Origin of the sequence: Maritalea sp. (assembly GCF_047634455.1) — a bacterium.
Lineage (GTDB): Bacteria > Pseudomonadota > Alphaproteobacteria > Rhizobiales > Devosiaceae > Maritalea.
Genome location: NZ_JBLIAI010000024.1, coordinates 1 through 17,064 on the forward strand (window position 1 = coordinate 1; position 17,064 = coordinate 17,064).

A 17,064-nucleotide genomic window follows, 5' to 3' on the forward strand; every position below is an offset into this window, starting at 1 on the left:
CTGAGTTTTCCTATAGCTTAAATTCTCTAAGAGGCAACGATTATTCGCAATTCGTTGCGTCCGCTTATGAGTTCAGCTTATAAGATAATTCGTTCTATTTTGGTACTGGAGTGATCAATTTGATGCGCTTATTGATAGCAGCTTTCGACGATAAGTTTAGCCGAATCATAGTTAACCACATGATGGCAAGTGGTCACCAAGTTTGGTGCGCACGAACGAACAATGACGGCATGACTTCCTTGTCCAGAGACGGTGAGTTTGTAGAACTTGCGGAAAGTGGAAGTCTTGTCGGAAGTTTCGATGGGTTTATCGAATTTTCTGGGTTAAATGGGCATAGTTTCCCTAGCGACAAATATAATGACGCTTACATGAAAATCTGCAATCATTTCAGCGTTAGTAGGTATGTTCGAATCTCCCCAAACGCATCGTTGTACCCATTGCGTGAGAGTTCCCAGTCAAGTGATGTTTCTATGATGAACTTGGAAGTGGCCCGTGTCTACTCGAGCCCTGTACCATCTGTGAAACCAAATGGGCCAGTTGAGTGGGTGCGGCGAGCATTCTGGGATCTATATAGATGCTTTAGAGTAACCACGAACGTTGTAAGTATAACTCAGGCTATCGAACAGTTTGTCGATTCAAGCGTATCCGCAAAAAAGTGTACAAATTTATACGTTACTGACGAACAGCAGAACAATGGTTTTTATTGGTTCTCGAAGAGAATCATAGACATAGCATTTGTTTTATTCGTAAGCATATTTATGTTCTGGCTGCTGTTGATTGTGGCGCTGTTGATTAAATCCACTTCTCCAGGACCGATCTTGTTTAAGCAGGCTAGGGTAGGCAAAGACGGAAAAGAGTTTATTCTGGTCAAATTCAGGACTATGCATCTCGGAACCAAAAATTTGGCAACTCATGAAGTTTCTTTGTCATCAGTTATTCCAATCGGGCACTTCATTAGAAAAATTAAAATTGATGAGTTACCGCAGATCTGGAATATTGTTCGTGGCGAGCTAAGCTTGGTGGGCCCAAGGCCGTGCCTTCCAACTCAAACCGAGTTGGTTGATGCGCGGAAAGTAAGAGGTGTGTTCGATATCTTACCTGGCATTACCGGAATTGCACAGGTAATGGGCGTTGATATGTCAAACCCCCACGCGTTAGCGAAGCTAGATGAGAAGTATTTAAAGCAACGCAGCCTTTTGGTCGATATTAAGATTTTGATTTTTACAGCGATTGGGCGCGGCAACCGCGACTGGGTGCGTTAGACTTAAAACTTACTTATTGCTTTGTTTGCAAGTTAATTTGTGTCCAAGAATGTGACATTTGGTTAGGGTTAAGAATGAAATACGACTTTATTGTAGTTGGCGCAGGCATATTGGGTTTATCTACTGCACATGCGCTAAAACGAAAACGTCCTGACGCAAACATTATCATCTTGGAAAAAGAAAAAGCACAAGCGGAACACCAGACCGGCCGAAACAGCGGCGTGATCCACGCCGGTGTCTATTACAAACCCGGAAGTCTCAAAGCGAAACTTTGCCGTGAAGGTATTTCGCAAACTATAAGGTTCTGTCGCGAACACGATATTTCTTTTGCCCAATGCGGCAAACTAGTTGTTTCTACGAGCGAACTTGAAGATGACCGCTTAGCCGCTATTTCGAAGCGTGCTGCCAAAAATGGCGTGAAACTGCGGTCGGTTTGCGGATCAGAGCTCAAAGAGCTCGAACCAAATATCCAAGGCAGTTCTGCAATCTTGGTGGAGGAAACTGGCATTGTAGATTATGGCCAGATCTGCAAGGAGTTAGTTGGTTCCCTTGTTGCGTTAGGCGTAACGATTAAGTTTGGTGTAGAGCTAAAAGGGTTGTTCGAGGGCCCATCGGAGATTGTTGCAGTCACAGATAATGCAGAAATTGAGGCGGTCGCCTTGGTTTCATGTGCGGGACTACAGTCCGACCGAGTTGCTGGGATGCTCGGACTAGCCGACGACTTTCGGATTATTCCGTTTAGGGGGGAGTATTTTAGACTTGGTGATAACTTAGACAATGTAGTAAACCATCTGATTTATCCTGTTCCAGATCCAGCGTATCCATTTTTGGGAGTTCATCTGACCAAGACAATACACGGACACACTACAGTTGGCCCCAACGCTGTATTGTCTCTCGGTAGAGAGAGCTATTTGAATAACTTTCCTGTAAACGCAGATTCGTGGAGTATGTTGAGTTTTCCAGGATTTTGGAAGATGGCGTTAGGAAACTTGCGTGCTGGGTTGCATGAGTTTGCAGGATCAGCATCGAAAATGGTTTATTTGTCTCGATGTAAGAAGTATTGCCCGAGCTTAACGCTGAGTGATCTACACCCTATGAGGACCGGCATACGGGCTCAAGCTGTCGGAGCGAATGGGAAGCTAATTGATGATTTCTTGATCAAGCGCTCGCGGCGCTCAGTGCATGTTTGCAATGCACCTTCACCGGCAGCAACATCGGCATTTCCGATCGCGGCCGCCATTTGTGCGGAGCTCTTTAAAAAACATGAATAGTAGAATACTGATTGAGATAAATGATCGATCTGCAGAACAATTTTAATTTAGGATCTTGAAAATCAACATCCAATCATCAAACATGCAAATGTTTGGAGGAGCGTTTTTAGCGGTTGTTTGGACTGCTGCCAAACATGGAAAAATGTGACTTGTGTCTATATGGATCATAAGTGCCTCATTGCAAACCTTGGTTATCTCTGTTCGAGCTTTCTCGTGTGATAGTTATTGCCATGTGAAGTCGGATGTTTATTGCGGTCAATCATAGTGACTTGGTCGTAAGTTTTGAGGTTCTGGTTCTTCGACAAGTAGTTTTTAGATGGCGTGAAATACGCCGACTGGCAACCGCCTACGCCGATGGCAGCTTCCTTTGTTGGAGTTTCGCTCTAATTCAGCTTGAAAAAGTGATCCTACCATTTTTGCGCGTACAATTGGCTAGTGGCTTAGTTGGTACTAATTCTCCGAGATTGTTTTTGAGGAGGCGTGTGCTAGTAATATGAAGACAAAGAACGGCTAACTTACCAAATTGTATGGAGCCAATCGTATACTTGTTTTTCGGAGGCAGAAAATGATCAAAGAATACTTCAATTACCTATTGCGCCTTGAGAGAGCAAGCAAACGCATTGTACAGTTAACAACAGACATTATCCTCTTGTCTTCAAGCTTTGCCTTAGCAATGTTTTTGAGACTCGACGGGTTCGCATTCGCGTCAAGCACGAAAGTTTGGGTGGCTCTGCTCGTGATTTTGCCAGCGACGTTGTTAGTGTTCATTAGACTTGGTTTTTATAGAGCAGTCATTCGTTATATTTCAACCAAAGCCGTTGAAACAATAGCTATCGGGGTAGCATTCTCTGCGCTGACACTATCAGCTGTTAGCCAAGTTTTTGAGTTACCCATTCCACGCTCGGTGCCGGCGATTTATGCGCTTTTGGCCTTTGTCAGCGTGGGCGGTGTACGGTTTGCGCTACGCGCTTTGGTTGAGCGGCAGAAATTTCGGTCCAAAGAGAATGTGATCATTTATGGTGCTGGGGAATCTGGTCGCCAACTGCTCACTGCACTTTCAAATGGGCCTGATTATGCCGTTATTGGCTTTGTGGACGATGGAATTGATGTTCAGGGCCAAGAGGTTAGCGGTGTTCCAGTTCACAAACCTAGCCAGCTCGCAACGCTTGTCAAGCAGCATGGCGTCAAGACAATTCTTTTGGCACTACCAAGTGCCAACCGTGCGGCCAAGCGGCTGATCGTTGACCGTCTGGAAAACCTGAACGTTGAGGTCCGCACAATTCCGGGCATGGCCGATCTTGTGTCTGGGAGAGCCAGTGTAAATGACTTGCAAGTGGTGTCGGTTGAGGACTTGTTGGGGCGCGATCCGGTGCCGCCGCAGGAGGATTTGCTGAACCTGGATATTGCGGGCAAGAGAGTGCTGGTTTCTGGGGCTGGTGGGTCGATTGGCAGTGAGCTTTGTCGTCAAATTCTGCGGCAACGGCCTGAAAAACTTGTGCTTTTTGACGTGTCTGAGTACGCACTTTATCAAATTGAGAGTGAATTGCTCGGTTTCTTGAAGGCACAGAAGCTTGAGATTGAAATTGTCCCCATTATTGGCTCGGTGCAAAACCCACGTCGGGTGGAAACTGTGCTTAAGCGATTGAAAGTTCAGACAGTTTATCATGCCGCTGCCTATAAACATGTGCCTTTGGTTGAGCAGAATGTAATTGAAGGTATGCGCAATAATATCTTCGGAACCAAGACAATTTCGGATGCTGCAATGGCAGCAGGCGTTGAAAATTTCATATTAATATCAACGGATAAGGCGGTGCGGCCGACAAACTTTATGGGTGCGTCGAAGCGGGTGGCGGAGTTGATATGTCAGGGGGCGGGGAAATCTCAGAACCGGACGAAATTTTCGATGGTGCGGTTTGGCAATGTGCTTGGATCGTCGGGGTCGGTGATACCTCGGTTCCGCGAGCAGATTGAAAAGGGTGGCCCTGTTACGGTGACTCACCCAGAAATCAATAGATATTTCATGACGATACCCGAAGCCGCGCAGCTGGTTATTCAAGCTGGGGCGATGGCGCGGGGCGGTGATGTCTTTGTTTTGGATATGGGCGAGCCGGTTAAAATTGTGGATTTAGCGCAACGGATGATAAAATTGCACGGTTTGCAGCCATTTTTTCCAAATGACCCGCATTTGGGCTCGATTACCGGGGATATCCCGATAACTTTTACCGGGCTGCGCAAAGGGGAAAAACTTTATGAGGAATTGCTGATCGGCAATAGCCCGGAAGGGACACGGCATCCGCGAATCATGACGGCAAATGAAAAACTCATGGAAAAACAGGCGCTTGAAGAGTTGCTTAGCAATATTTTGGCGGCTTGCATCGCCTATGACGCCAAACAAATCCGCGAATTATTGCAAAATGCGCCGATTGAATTTGAGCCGGTTGATGATGTTTCTGACCTGGTGTGGTTGGCAGCAACCCACAAGCCCGAGGATAGTCGGGTGGTGAAATTACAGCCGCGCGGCACCCCACGCGCGTTAAAAGAGTAAACACCCCTGCCCTAAACATGCAGAATGGTGCCAACCTGTCTGCAAGTGTGCCGCGATAGTCCGCAGAATGTGCCAAATCGGCGTCCCGGATTTGTTCGATTGCGCTGAACCATGCCCATTATGTTTCAAACGGGTGCCTGGCGGTGCACAATCGGACATTTGTGCGCTAGGTTTGCCCTGCCCTGCCCGCTAATATGGCGCGCCGCGATTCTTTGTTTCTTGAACAAACAGATTCGCAACTTATCCTCGTCTGGCAGGCAAATATGCCAGCCATTGCGGCAATCGGGCTTAAATCTATCCCCGGCACCCCCCTGGCAGGTAAGTTGTTTTTGGGCGAGGATGGGCGTTAAGAGGTTGGTAACCTTGTTTTCCTTTACGACTCGCGCTGACTGTGCCAAAACTTGACGGGCAAGGTGCATCATATAGCACATATGCCGTCAGAGAGGGAAAATGACGACACAAGCCGAAGACGCAAAAGCTGCAGAAGCACCAATTCAGTTTGGCGGCATTGATGCGGTCGATAAAATTGTTGAGCATGCGGGCCTGTTGTCGGGTCAGTTGCAGACCTTGCGCAAGCGCATGTATCCGCCTGAAGCGGAGAAAAGTTTGCGCTACTTCATGACCAATGAAGTGTCCAAATTGACCTCAATTCCAGAATCGACCCTGCGCACATTATCGATTGATGGCAAGGGTCCCTCCCCTGCCCGGCTCGAGAATAATCACCGGGCCTATACGCTGAAACAAATTAACGAATTACGCCGTTATTTTGCCGATCAGAAACCGGATGGCGACTTATCGTTTTTGCCCCAACGGCGCGGCAAAGAACATTTGCAAGTGTTGGCGGCCACCAACTTTAAGGGCGGTAGCGCCAAAACCACCACAACGGTTCATCTGGCCCATTATTTGGCGTTGCAAGGCTATCGGGTGTTGGCGATTGATTTGGACCCACAGGCTTCGCTTTCAGCGATGTTTGGTTTTCAGCCGGAAATGGATGTGGGCGAGAACGAAACCATTTTTGCGGCCTTGCGTTATGATGATCAGCGCAAGCCGATCAGCGAGGTGATCCGCAAAACCTATTTTAACGGCTTGGATTTGGTGCCCGGCAATATTGAGGTGATGGAATTTGAATATGAAACCCCGCGGGTTTTAAGCACCAACCAAAAGGTTGAAGGCGGGATTTTCTTTGAACGGTTGAAATTGGCGATTGAATCGGTTGAAGGTGATTATGATATTGTACTGCTCGACACCCCCCCTTCCCTTGGCTATTTGACGCTTGGCGCGCTTTATTCGGCGACATCGATGGTGATCACCATTCACCCGGCGATGTTGGACGTGGCCTCGATGAGCCAATTCCTGTTGATGCTTGGTGATCTGGCCAAAGTGATCCGCAATGCGGGTGCATCGATGCGCAATGATTTCATGCATTATTTGATCACACGGCACGACCCGAACGATCAGGCGCAAACCCAAATTGTCGCGCTGTTGCGACACTTGTTTGCCGATGATGTGATTATGCCCACCGCCTTGCAAAGCACAGCTGTTGAATTGGCCGGGTTGGGCAAGCGCTCAATCTATGAAGTTGAAGCCGGCGAAATTCCGCGCAACACGCTCAAACGGGCCCGTGAATCTATGGATGATGTCAACAAAGCGATATTGGACCAGGTGCATAAAAGCTGGGGTCGAACATGAGCCGCAAAAAATCAATCGCCTCAAGCTTTGGCGGCTTTACCCTAAGTGATGAACCGGTAAGTGGGGACGACAAACCCGCCTCCCCGGTGAACGCGCCGACGCGCGTTGCGGCTGGGGTGATCGGGGCGACACAACGCTCGCTCACCGAAATCCGCGAGGAACGGGATCGGCTGTTGGCCGAGGCGGAACGCGGCGGGCAAATTATAACGTTGGACCCCTCTGACATTGAACCGTCGCCGTTTCGCGATCGCTTGCCCGACGATAATTCAGCTGAGTTTGAGCGGTTCAAACGCGCGATTGAAAAAGAAGGCCAACGCACCCCGATCTCTGTGCGCCGCGATGCGCACAATGAGCACAAATATCAGATCGTGTTTGGCCATCGGCGTTGGCGGGCCTTGGCGGAGTTGGGGCAAAAAGTTGAAGCGCGGATTGGCGATTTTTCTGACCGGGATTTGGTGGTGGCCCAAGGCATGGAAAACGCCGAGCGCCAGGACCTGTCTTGGATTGAGCGGGCGCTATTTTGTGCAGAGATGGAAATGGCGGGCATTAAACCAAAAGACATCAAGTCCGCCTTGGGTGTCGATGACGCGCAAATGTCAAAGTTCCGCAGTGTGGCCCGGATATTGCCCAAACAGATTATTGAATTGATTGGCCGCGCGCCGAATGTGGGTCGGCCCAGATGGTTAGAGCTGGCGGCGCTTGTTGACGATGAAGCTCAGCTGGCGCTTTTGAGCAAAACCTTGTCAGCTGACAAGGTGCGGGGTCTGGCCTCTGATGATCGTTTTGTGGCCTGTTTGAGCGCTTTAATGGGGCAGGGTGCAAACAAGGATGTGGCAAAGCCTGCGCCTGCTAAACCCACTATTGCGGGTTTTGGTGGCATTGGCGAAATCTCATTTGGCAAATCGGACATGCGTATCCGCGTGGCCCGAACCCATGCGCATGCCTTTAAAAAGTTTATGGCAGAGGAGCTGCCCGAGTTGGAAGCGCGCTTTATGGCAAAGCTGGCTGACCAGCAAAGTGAATAACCTTGTCAGCTGACAAGGTTTAAACCTCGTACCCGTTGGGTGCGAAAATTAAAAATGGTTTTGTTATCTGAGGAGAGCAAGAGCGGATAAATAAAACCCCCCGAGGTGATAACCAGCGGGGGGATTGATCAAGACAAAGGAAGTCCAATTCCTTAGGCCCTGTTGAACTAGGTATAGTCTTATCAGTTCCCCGACATTTTTGGCAAGTAGAAAACACGAATTTTTGTGTGCGGATAGTTGTATTCAATTTTTGAACAGCTAAATCATGCTTTGAATTTGTGTCAGAGCAATTCTTTGTCCAAATTTTAGGTGCGTTGGCGGATCACCTCTGTTTTTATAGAGGTAGATATGAGCGCCCAAATGAGAAATCGCAGCACGCTGGCCCCCAACTATAAGGGGCTGAGTGTTGATAAATGGGATATGGGATTAATTGGCGATGATATGTTGCGCGCGCTCGAGACAGAGCACGAGCAGGCGCAGCGGCGTATCAAAGCCCGATTCAATCAATCTATTCTGGCCAAGCAGGGGTTTAACAAACCCCGCTTTGGCACCAATGCTTATCGTGAATATGTGCGCAAAGGCTACATTACCCCCGAAGAGGCCGAAGCTGACGCTATTATGCGTGAGATTAGAGCCGAGCGGGCAGGGCGTGGCGCAAAAAATGGCACACAGGGTGCGGGCAGGGGGCTTTTGAGCTCTGTGGCGGCTCCTAGAGCCTTTGAGATGTCAAAGCGGGTGCCTGTGCGGTGGGGCCGGCAGTCGCCGATCCCTTCAGATCAATATGCACCCAATATGGCCACAACGGCCGCCAGAGACGAGCGGTTGACCCCAAACGCCAAAGCCTTGTTGCAGATCATTCATGCACGCTGTGGCAAAGAGGGGATCACAGAAACCACCAAAGGGACCCTCGCCAACATTATGAACCGTTCAACGCGCACCATTCAACGCTATATCGCGGACCTAGTGCAGTTTGGCTATTTGTTCGCCCACACGAAGCGCAATGCGCGTGGGCTGTATGTTGGGCTGGTTATGCGGGTTTCAGAGCTCACAAAGCCGTTCTATGAGGATTTAAAGCGCACGAGCGATCTTGTGCGTCAGTTCTTTAGCTTAGGGGCTTCTGAAACAGACCTTCGTGTTGATTATTCAGATAAGACACAAGTGTCCTCTAAAAAGCAAATCTCACATAGATATAATAGCGACAGCCTAATAGCTGACCCTTTTGATTAGAATTTCCAGCAAAACCTGCTGAAAATTTCCCTACTGCACAGCCAAAGCATCAAAAACATCGCTTCTTCATTGCAAGCGAAACGCGAACTCGCTCCATAACTTGAGCGGTTCGCTTCTTCCGTGCCTATACCACAAACCTATCGACATGCTCGCTCCGTCAAGGGCTTCGCCCTTCTCCGCTCCGCTTCGATCCCAAGTGGGATGACTTGCGCTGCGCGTGACGATATTCTGAACGTGTCGGCTCCGGAGAAATGTCAGTCTCTCTGTCTTCCAGAGAAATTATTTAAAGAAAGCGAAAGGGTTAGTTGCATATGTAACTACTATCCCGACAACCTTCTTAGTTGACGCACTGCTCGGTGCTTTGTAGCTATACGTTTGAAATTTATAAACAATAATATTAAGGCAATTGCGTAAGGGCTTTAGTCCCACAATTTAGAACGCACTCCCACATAGCCAAGGTTTTGCCGTTTGAGCAGCGAAGGTTGGGAAAAATTGCCGCAAAGCAAAATGGGTGAGCGAATAATGGCTGAAACTTCGGGTAAAAAGAAAAAACTAGAATCCATTGATGATTTTGTGTCTGCGTCTCAGACCCAAAAGACAGCCAAAAGCGAAAAGCAGGCCACAAGTGCTGCAACAGATGTGGGCGAATTTGCTGATATTGCGGCGAATTCTTTCTTTAAGATCCTATTGAATTCGGAGTTGAGCGCCGTTGAAAAGCAAAAGGCAGTGGCCAAAGAGCTGTCGTTCGCCAAAAACAAAGAGCAAGCCAAGCAGAGCCTTGAAGAATTCAACAAGATGAAGGAATACCTTCAGCACGAACGCAAACGGATGGCGCGCGAAATCATTTCGCTGACCGACACCGAAGCCTTTTCTGAGCTGAAGGATGTTTACGAGGACATCAACACAGCCTTGATGGATTTTGAGAACCGGATTTCGCCGCTGACCAACATTGTTGATGCGGTTTATACGCTGCGGATGAACGGCGTCACTTTTGATATTTTCAACGAAATTGCCAAAGACAAAGAAGCCGAAGAACAGCGCATGATAAAATTGCGCGAGCTCGGCCAGGAACTGTTTGACTTGGAAAACAGCATCAAGGAAGCACGAATTTCCAACAATATGCTGCGCGAGGAGAAATCCTTTTTTGGGTTTGGCGGCATCAAAGAAGCAGCGCGGCAGCAAATCGCTGAAAATAATGCCAATTTGGATGATTACTATGTTCGGATGCAAAATTTGAATAATGAGATTGAGGCCCTATCGGTCGAAACTGCACGTGATAGTGAGTTTGCCGAATATGCTGAAGAAAAAGCCCGGTTGCGCGAACTTTTGGACATTTCCTCAGAAGAGCATAAATCGCGCCAAGAGGGGCTGATCGCAGCGGCAACTGGGTTTATCGACACCACAGAAACCCGAGTGGCCAGCGTTTTGACCCACTTTAACGGCATGAACAACCAAATTGAGCGGTTGGGCGACGCCAATTACACGATGCGTGAAATCTACGCGATTTTGAATGACGCAACCGACAAAGCCGGCACGGCCAACCAAGCCAAGCGCGACGAGCTGAGCACAGACGCAGATGGCGAAGGCGACATCCAAAAGATGGAGCGCGAACGCCAATTGCGCGATCTGGAAAACCACATTTCAGCGCTTGGTCAATCCAATGTGGACACCACCCAGGTGTTTGCCGAACTGACAAGCGCCGGCCATCGCATCAAGTCGATGAAAGATGGCAACGAGCAGCAGGTCAGCAAAACCCGGGCATTGCACACGTCAGGGGTGGCCGGGGTTGCGGACCAATTGAGCACCGTGCTGCAAGCCGTGTCGTCTGCGGCACTGGGCGAAAGTTCGGAAATGGCGCGCATGTCGCTTGAGCGGATGAACGAGACCACCCGCAGCTTGGGCCAAAAAGAAGTTATTCGCGTGGCTTTGGGCACCAAAGAGGTGAATTCTGAACTTAGCAAAGCCTTGGCCGACCTTGAGCAATATGGCGATGTGATCAACACCGCCACCAGCATCACCCGTGAAGGTTTGAGCGAAACAAAACGCTTGCTCGGCGAATTGGAAGAAACCGCCAATAGCGTACAAAAAGACATTAAAAAATCCACCGGCGTCGCCGCAGATGTTGCAGCGGGTGAAAGCGACATGCCAACCCCGGAAGCTGCAAAATCAACAGCACCTAATCCATTTGATTTGGCTTGATCTTAATCGCCGCCAGCGGGCGATGTCCGTTGGCATGATTTGTCAAAACGATAATTGGATATGTGATGCCATTTGATTCAAAAGATTTTCTCATTAGGGGCGAAGATTATATCGCCCGTCATCAAGGCTTTCGTCTGGTTGGCCGCACCCAAGAGCTGCGCACCCTGTCGGGCATTTTGATGCGCAAAAGCGCGCACAATGTATTGTTGGTAGGGGCAGGCGGCGTGGGCTGTTCGGCGCTGTGCATGGGGCTGCAGGCGCGCAAAACCGACCCTGATGTGCCGTTTGATATTATCAACAAACGGATTTTTTGGCTCGATAGTGACGGACTGTTTTCATCAGGCGACCATGCAGCGACCAATGAATCCTTTCAAAAACTCTTGCGGATTTTGCGTCGATCGAAAGACAGCGTTTTGATTATTGAAGATACGCGCGATTTTATTGAAGCGGCGCGCAATAATGGCTGCACAAACTTCATCAATGCGCTTATGCGCGAGCTTAAGTCAGGGCGTTTTCAGGCGATATTGGAAACCCGCGATCAGGATTTGGCAACCGTCTTAAAATGCCATTCGGACATGCATGAAATTTTTACGATGATTGATTTGCATGAACCCAACGAAGAAGCGCTGAATGAAATCGTCAGCGACGCATCACGTAACCTGTCCGCCCACCATCGGATCAATATTTCCCAGAATGCAGTTGAGACCGCGATTGATTTGACCAGCAAATATCGGGTCAGCGATATGAGCCTGTCTCGGGCACAACCCGAGCGCAGCTTGAACCTGTTGGATCGATCCCTGACCAGTTACCGGCAGCGCGCCCATGCGGAACCACCGGCCATTACAGCGCTCAAAGCGCAGTTGGCGGCGGCCCCGCATGCGGACCTTCAAGCAAAGTTGGACGCCCAAGAAGCTGAATGGTTGGCCAATAAAGACCGCTTGCGGATTTTCTATAAAAACCAGCGGGATGGTGAAGAGCTGATCAGGTCTTTGGAGGAAGACCTTGAGGCGGAGTTGGAGAATGCCCAGCAGCGCGACCAAGAACTTGCACAAGGGCAAAATAAAGCGCCTGCGCAACCCATGTCTTTTTCCGCTCAATTGCAGGGTAGCGGCTTTGAAAATCGGGTGATCACCGAAATCCGCCAACGCATAAATAACGCTGAAAAAGCGGTGACTGACAATCTCAAAAAATATGAAGAGCTGGCGGCGCAAATTAACGCCTCGCTCTTGCTCGAAACCCCAAATGTCACCGCCGAGTTTAGTGCCATTTCGGGCATAGCCGCCGAAAAGCTGAACCAGGACGAGCGGGTGAAATTGCTCAATCTGGAAAAAAGCCTGTCGGGACGGGTGTTTGGGCAAGAACATGCGGTGAGCAAATTGGCCGGGGCCATACGGGTCGCTAAATCTGGCCTTAAAGAGCCGAACAAGCCGCAAGCCGCGTTTTTATATCCCGGCCCATCTGGTGTGGGGAAAACCGAAATGGCTAAGGCGCTCACCGCCTCTTTGATGGATGATGAGCGGGCGTTGTTGCGGTTTGATATGTCCGAATATATGGAAAAGCACGCGGTGGCCAAATTGATCGGTGCGCCCCCGGGTTATGAGGGGTACGAAGCGGGCGGCATATTGACCAATTCCATGCGCGCTAACCCGCATGTGATCATTCTGTTTGATGAGATCGAAAAAGCCCATCCAGACGTGTTTAACGTGTTGTTGCAGGTGCTTGATGATGGCCGTTTGACCGACAACCGGGGCTTAACAGTGTCGTTTAGCGAAGCGATTATTCTCATGACTACTAATATTGGACAGCCGCATTTTTTAGATAAGAGCTTGGAGTTTGAAGAAGCGGTGGCAGAAACCATGCGTGAGCTGGATACGATTTATCGGCCTGAGTTTTTGAACCGCTTTAATGGCCGCGAAAATATCGTTTGTTTCAACCGACTTGAATTGCCGGTGATTGAAATGATTGCCACCCGCGAATTGGAAAAAATCAACGCGCGGATTGCCACGCAAAATGCTGATCTGAACGTGGTGATGGATGAACAAGCTGTCATTGCCCTATGCAAAGACAAATATGAGCCATCACGCGGCGCGCGGGGCATCCCGGGCTATTTCGTGTCGCGGATTTACCCGATTGTGGCCAGAACCATTCTTGAAACACCAGAAGCCAGCGGCACGTTGGAAATTACCTATCGGGCCGGGGATGGCGATGTTGGCATTGAGATGAAATCGCGGGAAGCGGCTTAATGGTCGACAAAAAACCCGACCCATCAGCGGAAGATTTGCGCAAGCGAGCCGAACGGGCGCAGCACAGTTTGAATTCTGCGCGCAAAGCAAAATCGGAAGAGAAACCTGGAACCGTAAAAGCCGCAAGCGTGATGTTTAACGAGTTTTTGGCAGGCGTTCGGGGCATGTTCGACTTACCGATTTTGCGGTTTGTGCGCCCTGTTATTGGTTTCTTGGGCCCCAAATATGCGTGGGCCTATGCAAAATTTGCCACCAACAAAGATGGAAAATCGTCCCTGTCACGCCGGGCAGGAACGGTGACGACCCTGACTGTCGGCTCCTTTGTGCTGGCCTATTTTTTGCTGACCAGTGTGATCCCCAATACGCTGCGCTTCACCTATGACGCACTGGTGATCAATATTTTTGCTTATGAAGATGTTTTGGTGTTCGGCAAGCCCGACTGGGTGGAGGGTGAGCCCGGTGTGCTCAGCGTTTTTGCCTGCCGCCGCTACCCTTGTGAAGGGCAATCAGATTCTATTGAGTTTCGCATGCGCGACAGCTTTTATCTTGATGTGGTGCGCACCGTGACCCGGTTAGAGCCGCATGATCCGGGCGAATTGGCAGGCGCGTTTCTGTCCGAAGAAAACGCCTGCAAGTTCAAAGCCTACGGCAAACGCATCAAATATCTCGGCTTTTATCCCGACCTGATCGAAGCCACCTGCCGCCCCATCAACGGCGAAAATGCTTCCAATGCGTTGGCTGAGATGGAAAAGACGATTAAGGGCAAGTGAGGGATTTGGTTGTAGCAACATAAATATGCGCCTATAATATGCGCATATTTATGTGAGGAACTGCAATGGTGACCGCTAATCGCAAACCAACAAATGTCACAATCTCTTCGAGTTTGTTAGCCGAAGCCAAGGACCTTGACGTCAATCTGTCACGGGCCGCAGAAGCGGGGATTGCCAAGGCGGTTGCTGCGGAAAAAGCCCGTTTGTGGAAACTCGAGAATGCTGAAGCGTTGGCCAGTTCAAATCAGTATGTGGCGAAAAACGGTTTGCCGCTTGAAAAGTTCCGTCAGTTCTAATGGCACAATATGATGTCTATTTGGGCGAAAACAACGCCTTGTGGCTGGATGTGCAGTCGGACCTGGTGAATGATCTCAACACACGGATCATCGTGCCGCTTTTGCCCGCAAATACTGCCCCAAAACCTGCCCGCCGCCTCAACCCGATCTTTGAAATAAAGGGGAAGTCATATGTGTGCGTCCCCCAGTTTTTATCCGCGATCCCTGTGAGCCAGTTGTCTAACGTTGTTTCCAACCTGTCGGCAAATCGGGACGACATCACCGTGGCATTGGATATGATCTTTCACGGGTTTTGATGTCGCAATAGAGCCATTTTTAGATTTGTTGCTCAGCAAATAGATCGTTTCGGATTTAGCGGGAAAACACTACGAAAGCCGAGGTTTTTTTTCGTAATTCAAATTCCTCGCGACCACGCTATTCTGCAAATGGCTATCTACAGCAATGCGCCTCAGTCGTAGTTATATTTAAACGTGTCGTCGTATTCACCGCGTGCAGCCATGGTGATGCATTCGATTACTTCTTTTGCCAAAGGTAAGGCTAAAGTTTCGACAATGCTTTCAGTTTGGCTTCCGCTAACAGCATAATAGACTTCTACCTGTAACTCTTGTGGGGTCAAAAACTCTGGCTTGAGCGTTGAAGGGTTTTCTGGATCGACAAGTTTTTTGGCGCTCTCGGCACCAATGACGAAGCGGAATTGCGCGCGTTGGGCTTGCTTTCCGGAGAAGAACCATCCGTTATGGTTCACGCGGCGCTCATCGTACCATGGGGCAACCGCAGTTGCGAACCCCGACCCGAACGGGGCCTTCATCCGCACAACAGAAGAATCGATTCGTCGCTTGCTGCTGTCCAAATTTTTCAACTCCAACAACGGGCCGGTGAAGCAGTAGGGTCCAGTTTCATTGGTGCGGTAACGACCGTGGTCTACAAGTTCGGGACTGGTATTTGTTAGCGAAAACAGTTTTGTTTTAGGTGCGAGTTCGACTGCGTTTGGGTCAGCTTGTGAAATGCGAGCAGGTGAGGCTGAAAGCTCAATTTGCAAATCGACTAATTGTCCATCAATCCTTGAAAACCGATTGGCTATATTATCTTCGGCTACCTCTAAAACTTTCACCATTTCGCCTAAACGCTGCTCGATCACCAAGGTTGATTTACTTTGCTGGCCGAGGGCATTTGCCAGTTCAACCTTGCTTGCCTGAAGTTCTGTTTGCAAGGTTTTTAGCGCAGAACCAAGCGCGGCACTGGAGTCTGCAAAGCGCCCGATTGTTGTGTTTAATTGCCGTGTTTTATTGTCAACAAACCAGTAGCCAACGCCGCCAATAATGATCGCAAATATCAGCGTGACGGCAATGTGGGCGAGGACGTGGGGAAAGCGTGGTGAATTATCCATAAAATATCTTCTAAAATTATGCTCAAATAATCTGGTGTGGAAACTAAAGTTCGCCCCGGCTTTAGTCAACAGGTGATAGTTTGTGCGCTGCCATTGAAAAGTTTAGTAAACTGTCACCGTAATTGCATTGAAAAGTTTAGTAAACTGTCACCGTAATTGTGTCACCGTAATTGCCGTAATTGCACCGTAATTGGTCACCGTAATTGCCGTAATTCTAAATATTCAATAAGTTGGTACCAGGTCGTATAACCTTCAATGGTGTATTGGCCGACTTCGGCTACATTTCCATAAAGTTTTTCGCCAAAAGAGGCGTCGTTCCAACGACCATTTGCGACGGCAAATGTGAAGTTGCCCAATTCTGTGCAGACTTTTAGTGTTTGTTCTTTTGGAAGCGGCTCGACAAAGCAATAGTAGATCTCGCTCTCATACCAATCTTGGTCGAAATCTAATGTCGTTCGGCGTTTACGTTTTTCCATCCATTCTCGATTATGGATGGAACGTAAATCATTGCCGAATAAGCGTTCTTGGTCTTGAGAAAATGCTTCATCATCAAAAGCGGTAGTATTTCCCCCTGTCGGTATTGAGTAGTTTGACATTGGAATGATCTCATCCACAAAACCTTCAACGAGCAGTTTTTGGCAAGGTTCGCCGCATTCTTCTATCGTTCGTCCGGAAAGTATCGACCTACCCCCGCCTACTGTCCTCAAATACGGACCGTAGGGATCAAGGCGCATCGTAGGAAGCCAAATGGCTCTCAGATTTCGCGTCAAAGGGATGTTGTGTTTTTCTAAAACCTCGAGCACAATTTCGTTGATCTCGGATTGAGTATAATCTGGCATTTCGTAGACGATGTAATTCCAGTAAATGTAAAATCCACCGACCACTAAAACTATGATCGCGACCAAAGAACCAATTGCCCAAAGCAGCGCTTTGAATATCCATCCGATTGCGGTGCTGAGTTTATCAAAAACAATCATGATATTTTTGTTCCGAATTTTGGCGAAGACAACGCAATTGCTGCACGAGACAAACTACGCGCAAAGGATGCATTTGGTTAGGATGACAGGTTGCTGCGGATACAGAGCCACCATTACTGGAAAACACGTAAAACTATCCTCTAAGAAACACAAAATTCAACATTTATAAATTA

The 17,064-nt window shown here is 48.8% G+C and carries 13 protein-coding genes; 11 read left to right on the forward strand and 2 right to left on the reverse strand.

The window, feature by feature from the left end; translation table 11 throughout:
- The first annotated feature begins 122 nt into the window (after positions 1-122).
- From ACJAZW_RS08065 to ACJAZW_RS08115, 11 genes are all read left to right on the forward strand, one after another.
- Positions 123-1,262 carry a sugar transferase gene (locus ACJAZW_RS08065; protein ID WP_415156938.1) on the forward strand — a complete coding sequence of 380 codons (1,140 nt, stop codon included), beginning with the start codon at positions 123-125 and terminating at the stop codon, positions 1,260-1,262.
- A gap of 74 nt (positions 1,263-1,336) precedes the next feature.
- Positions 1,337-2,533 carry an L-2-hydroxyglutarate oxidase gene (lhgO, locus tag ACJAZW_RS08070; protein WP_415156869.1) on the forward strand — a complete coding sequence of 399 codons (1,197 nt, stop codon included), beginning with the start codon at positions 1,337-1,339 and terminating at the stop codon, positions 2,531-2,533.
- Positions 2,534-3,293: 760 nt separating this feature from the next.
- Positions 3,294-5,078 carry a polysaccharide biosynthesis protein gene (locus ACJAZW_RS08075; protein WP_415156871.1) on the forward strand — a complete coding sequence of 595 codons (1,785 nt, stop codon included), beginning with the start codon at positions 3,294-3,296 and terminating at the stop codon, positions 5,076-5,078.
- A gap of 450 nt (positions 5,079-5,528) precedes the next feature.
- Complete coding sequence (gene repA, locus ACJAZW_RS08080) at positions 5,529-6,767, forward strand: plasmid partitioning protein RepA (protein WP_415156873.1); 1,239 nt, start codon at positions 5,529-5,531, stop codon at positions 6,765-6,767.
- Entirely contained in the window at positions 6,764-7,792 is a 1,029-nt protein-coding gene (gene repB, locus ACJAZW_RS08085; RefSeq protein WP_415156875.1) for a plasmid partitioning protein RepB, read from the forward strand. Before repA ends, repB begins: the two co-directional genes overlap by 4 nt.
- 360 nt (positions 7,793-8,152) lie before the next feature.
- Positions 8,153-9,019, forward strand: coding sequence for a helix-turn-helix domain-containing protein (locus tag ACJAZW_RS08090; protein ID WP_415156877.1), 867 nt, complete (start codon positions 8,153-8,155; stop codon positions 9,017-9,019).
- Positions 9,020-9,541: 522 nt separating this feature from the next.
- Complete coding sequence (locus ACJAZW_RS08095; RefSeq protein ID WP_415156879.1) at positions 9,542-11,218, forward strand: hypothetical protein; 1,677 nt, start codon at positions 9,542-9,544, stop codon at positions 11,216-11,218.
- A gap of 65 nt (positions 11,219-11,283) precedes the next feature.
- Positions 11,284-13,461, forward strand: a complete 2,178-nt coding sequence (locus ACJAZW_RS08100) for an AAA family ATPase (RefSeq protein ID WP_415156881.1) — start codon at positions 11,284-11,286, stop codon at positions 13,459-13,461.
- Positions 13,461-14,231, forward strand: a complete 771-nt coding sequence (locus ACJAZW_RS08105) for a hypothetical protein (RefSeq protein WP_415156883.1) — start codon at positions 13,461-13,463, stop codon at positions 14,229-14,231. Before ACJAZW_RS08100 ends, ACJAZW_RS08105 begins: the two co-directional genes overlap by 1 nt.
- 65 nt (positions 14,232-14,296) lie before the next feature.
- A complete protein-coding gene (locus tag ACJAZW_RS08110; RefSeq protein ID WP_415156885.1) occupies positions 14,297-14,527 on the forward strand; it encodes a type II toxin-antitoxin system CcdA family antitoxin in 231 nt (76 codons plus the stop codon).
- Complete coding sequence (locus ACJAZW_RS08115; protein WP_415156887.1) at positions 14,527-14,823, forward strand: CcdB family protein; 297 nt, start codon at positions 14,527-14,529, stop codon at positions 14,821-14,823. Before ACJAZW_RS08110 ends, ACJAZW_RS08115 begins: the two co-directional genes overlap by 1 nt.
- 152 nt (positions 14,824-14,975) lie before the next feature.
- On the opposite strand, the gene ACJAZW_RS08120 is transcribed toward ACJAZW_RS08115, so the two are convergent.
- Positions 14,976-15,914: a hypothetical protein gene (locus ACJAZW_RS08120; protein ID WP_415156889.1), complete on the reverse strand. Its 939-nt coding sequence runs from the start codon at positions 15,912-15,914 to the stop codon at positions 14,976-14,978.
- A 194-nt stretch (positions 15,915-16,108) separates the two neighbouring features.
- Positions 16,109-16,891 carry a hypothetical protein gene (locus ACJAZW_RS08125; RefSeq protein ID WP_415156890.1) on the reverse strand — a complete coding sequence of 261 codons (783 nt, stop codon included), beginning with the start codon at positions 16,889-16,891 and terminating at the stop codon, positions 16,109-16,111.
- Positions 16,892-17,064: the final 173 nt, after the last annotated feature.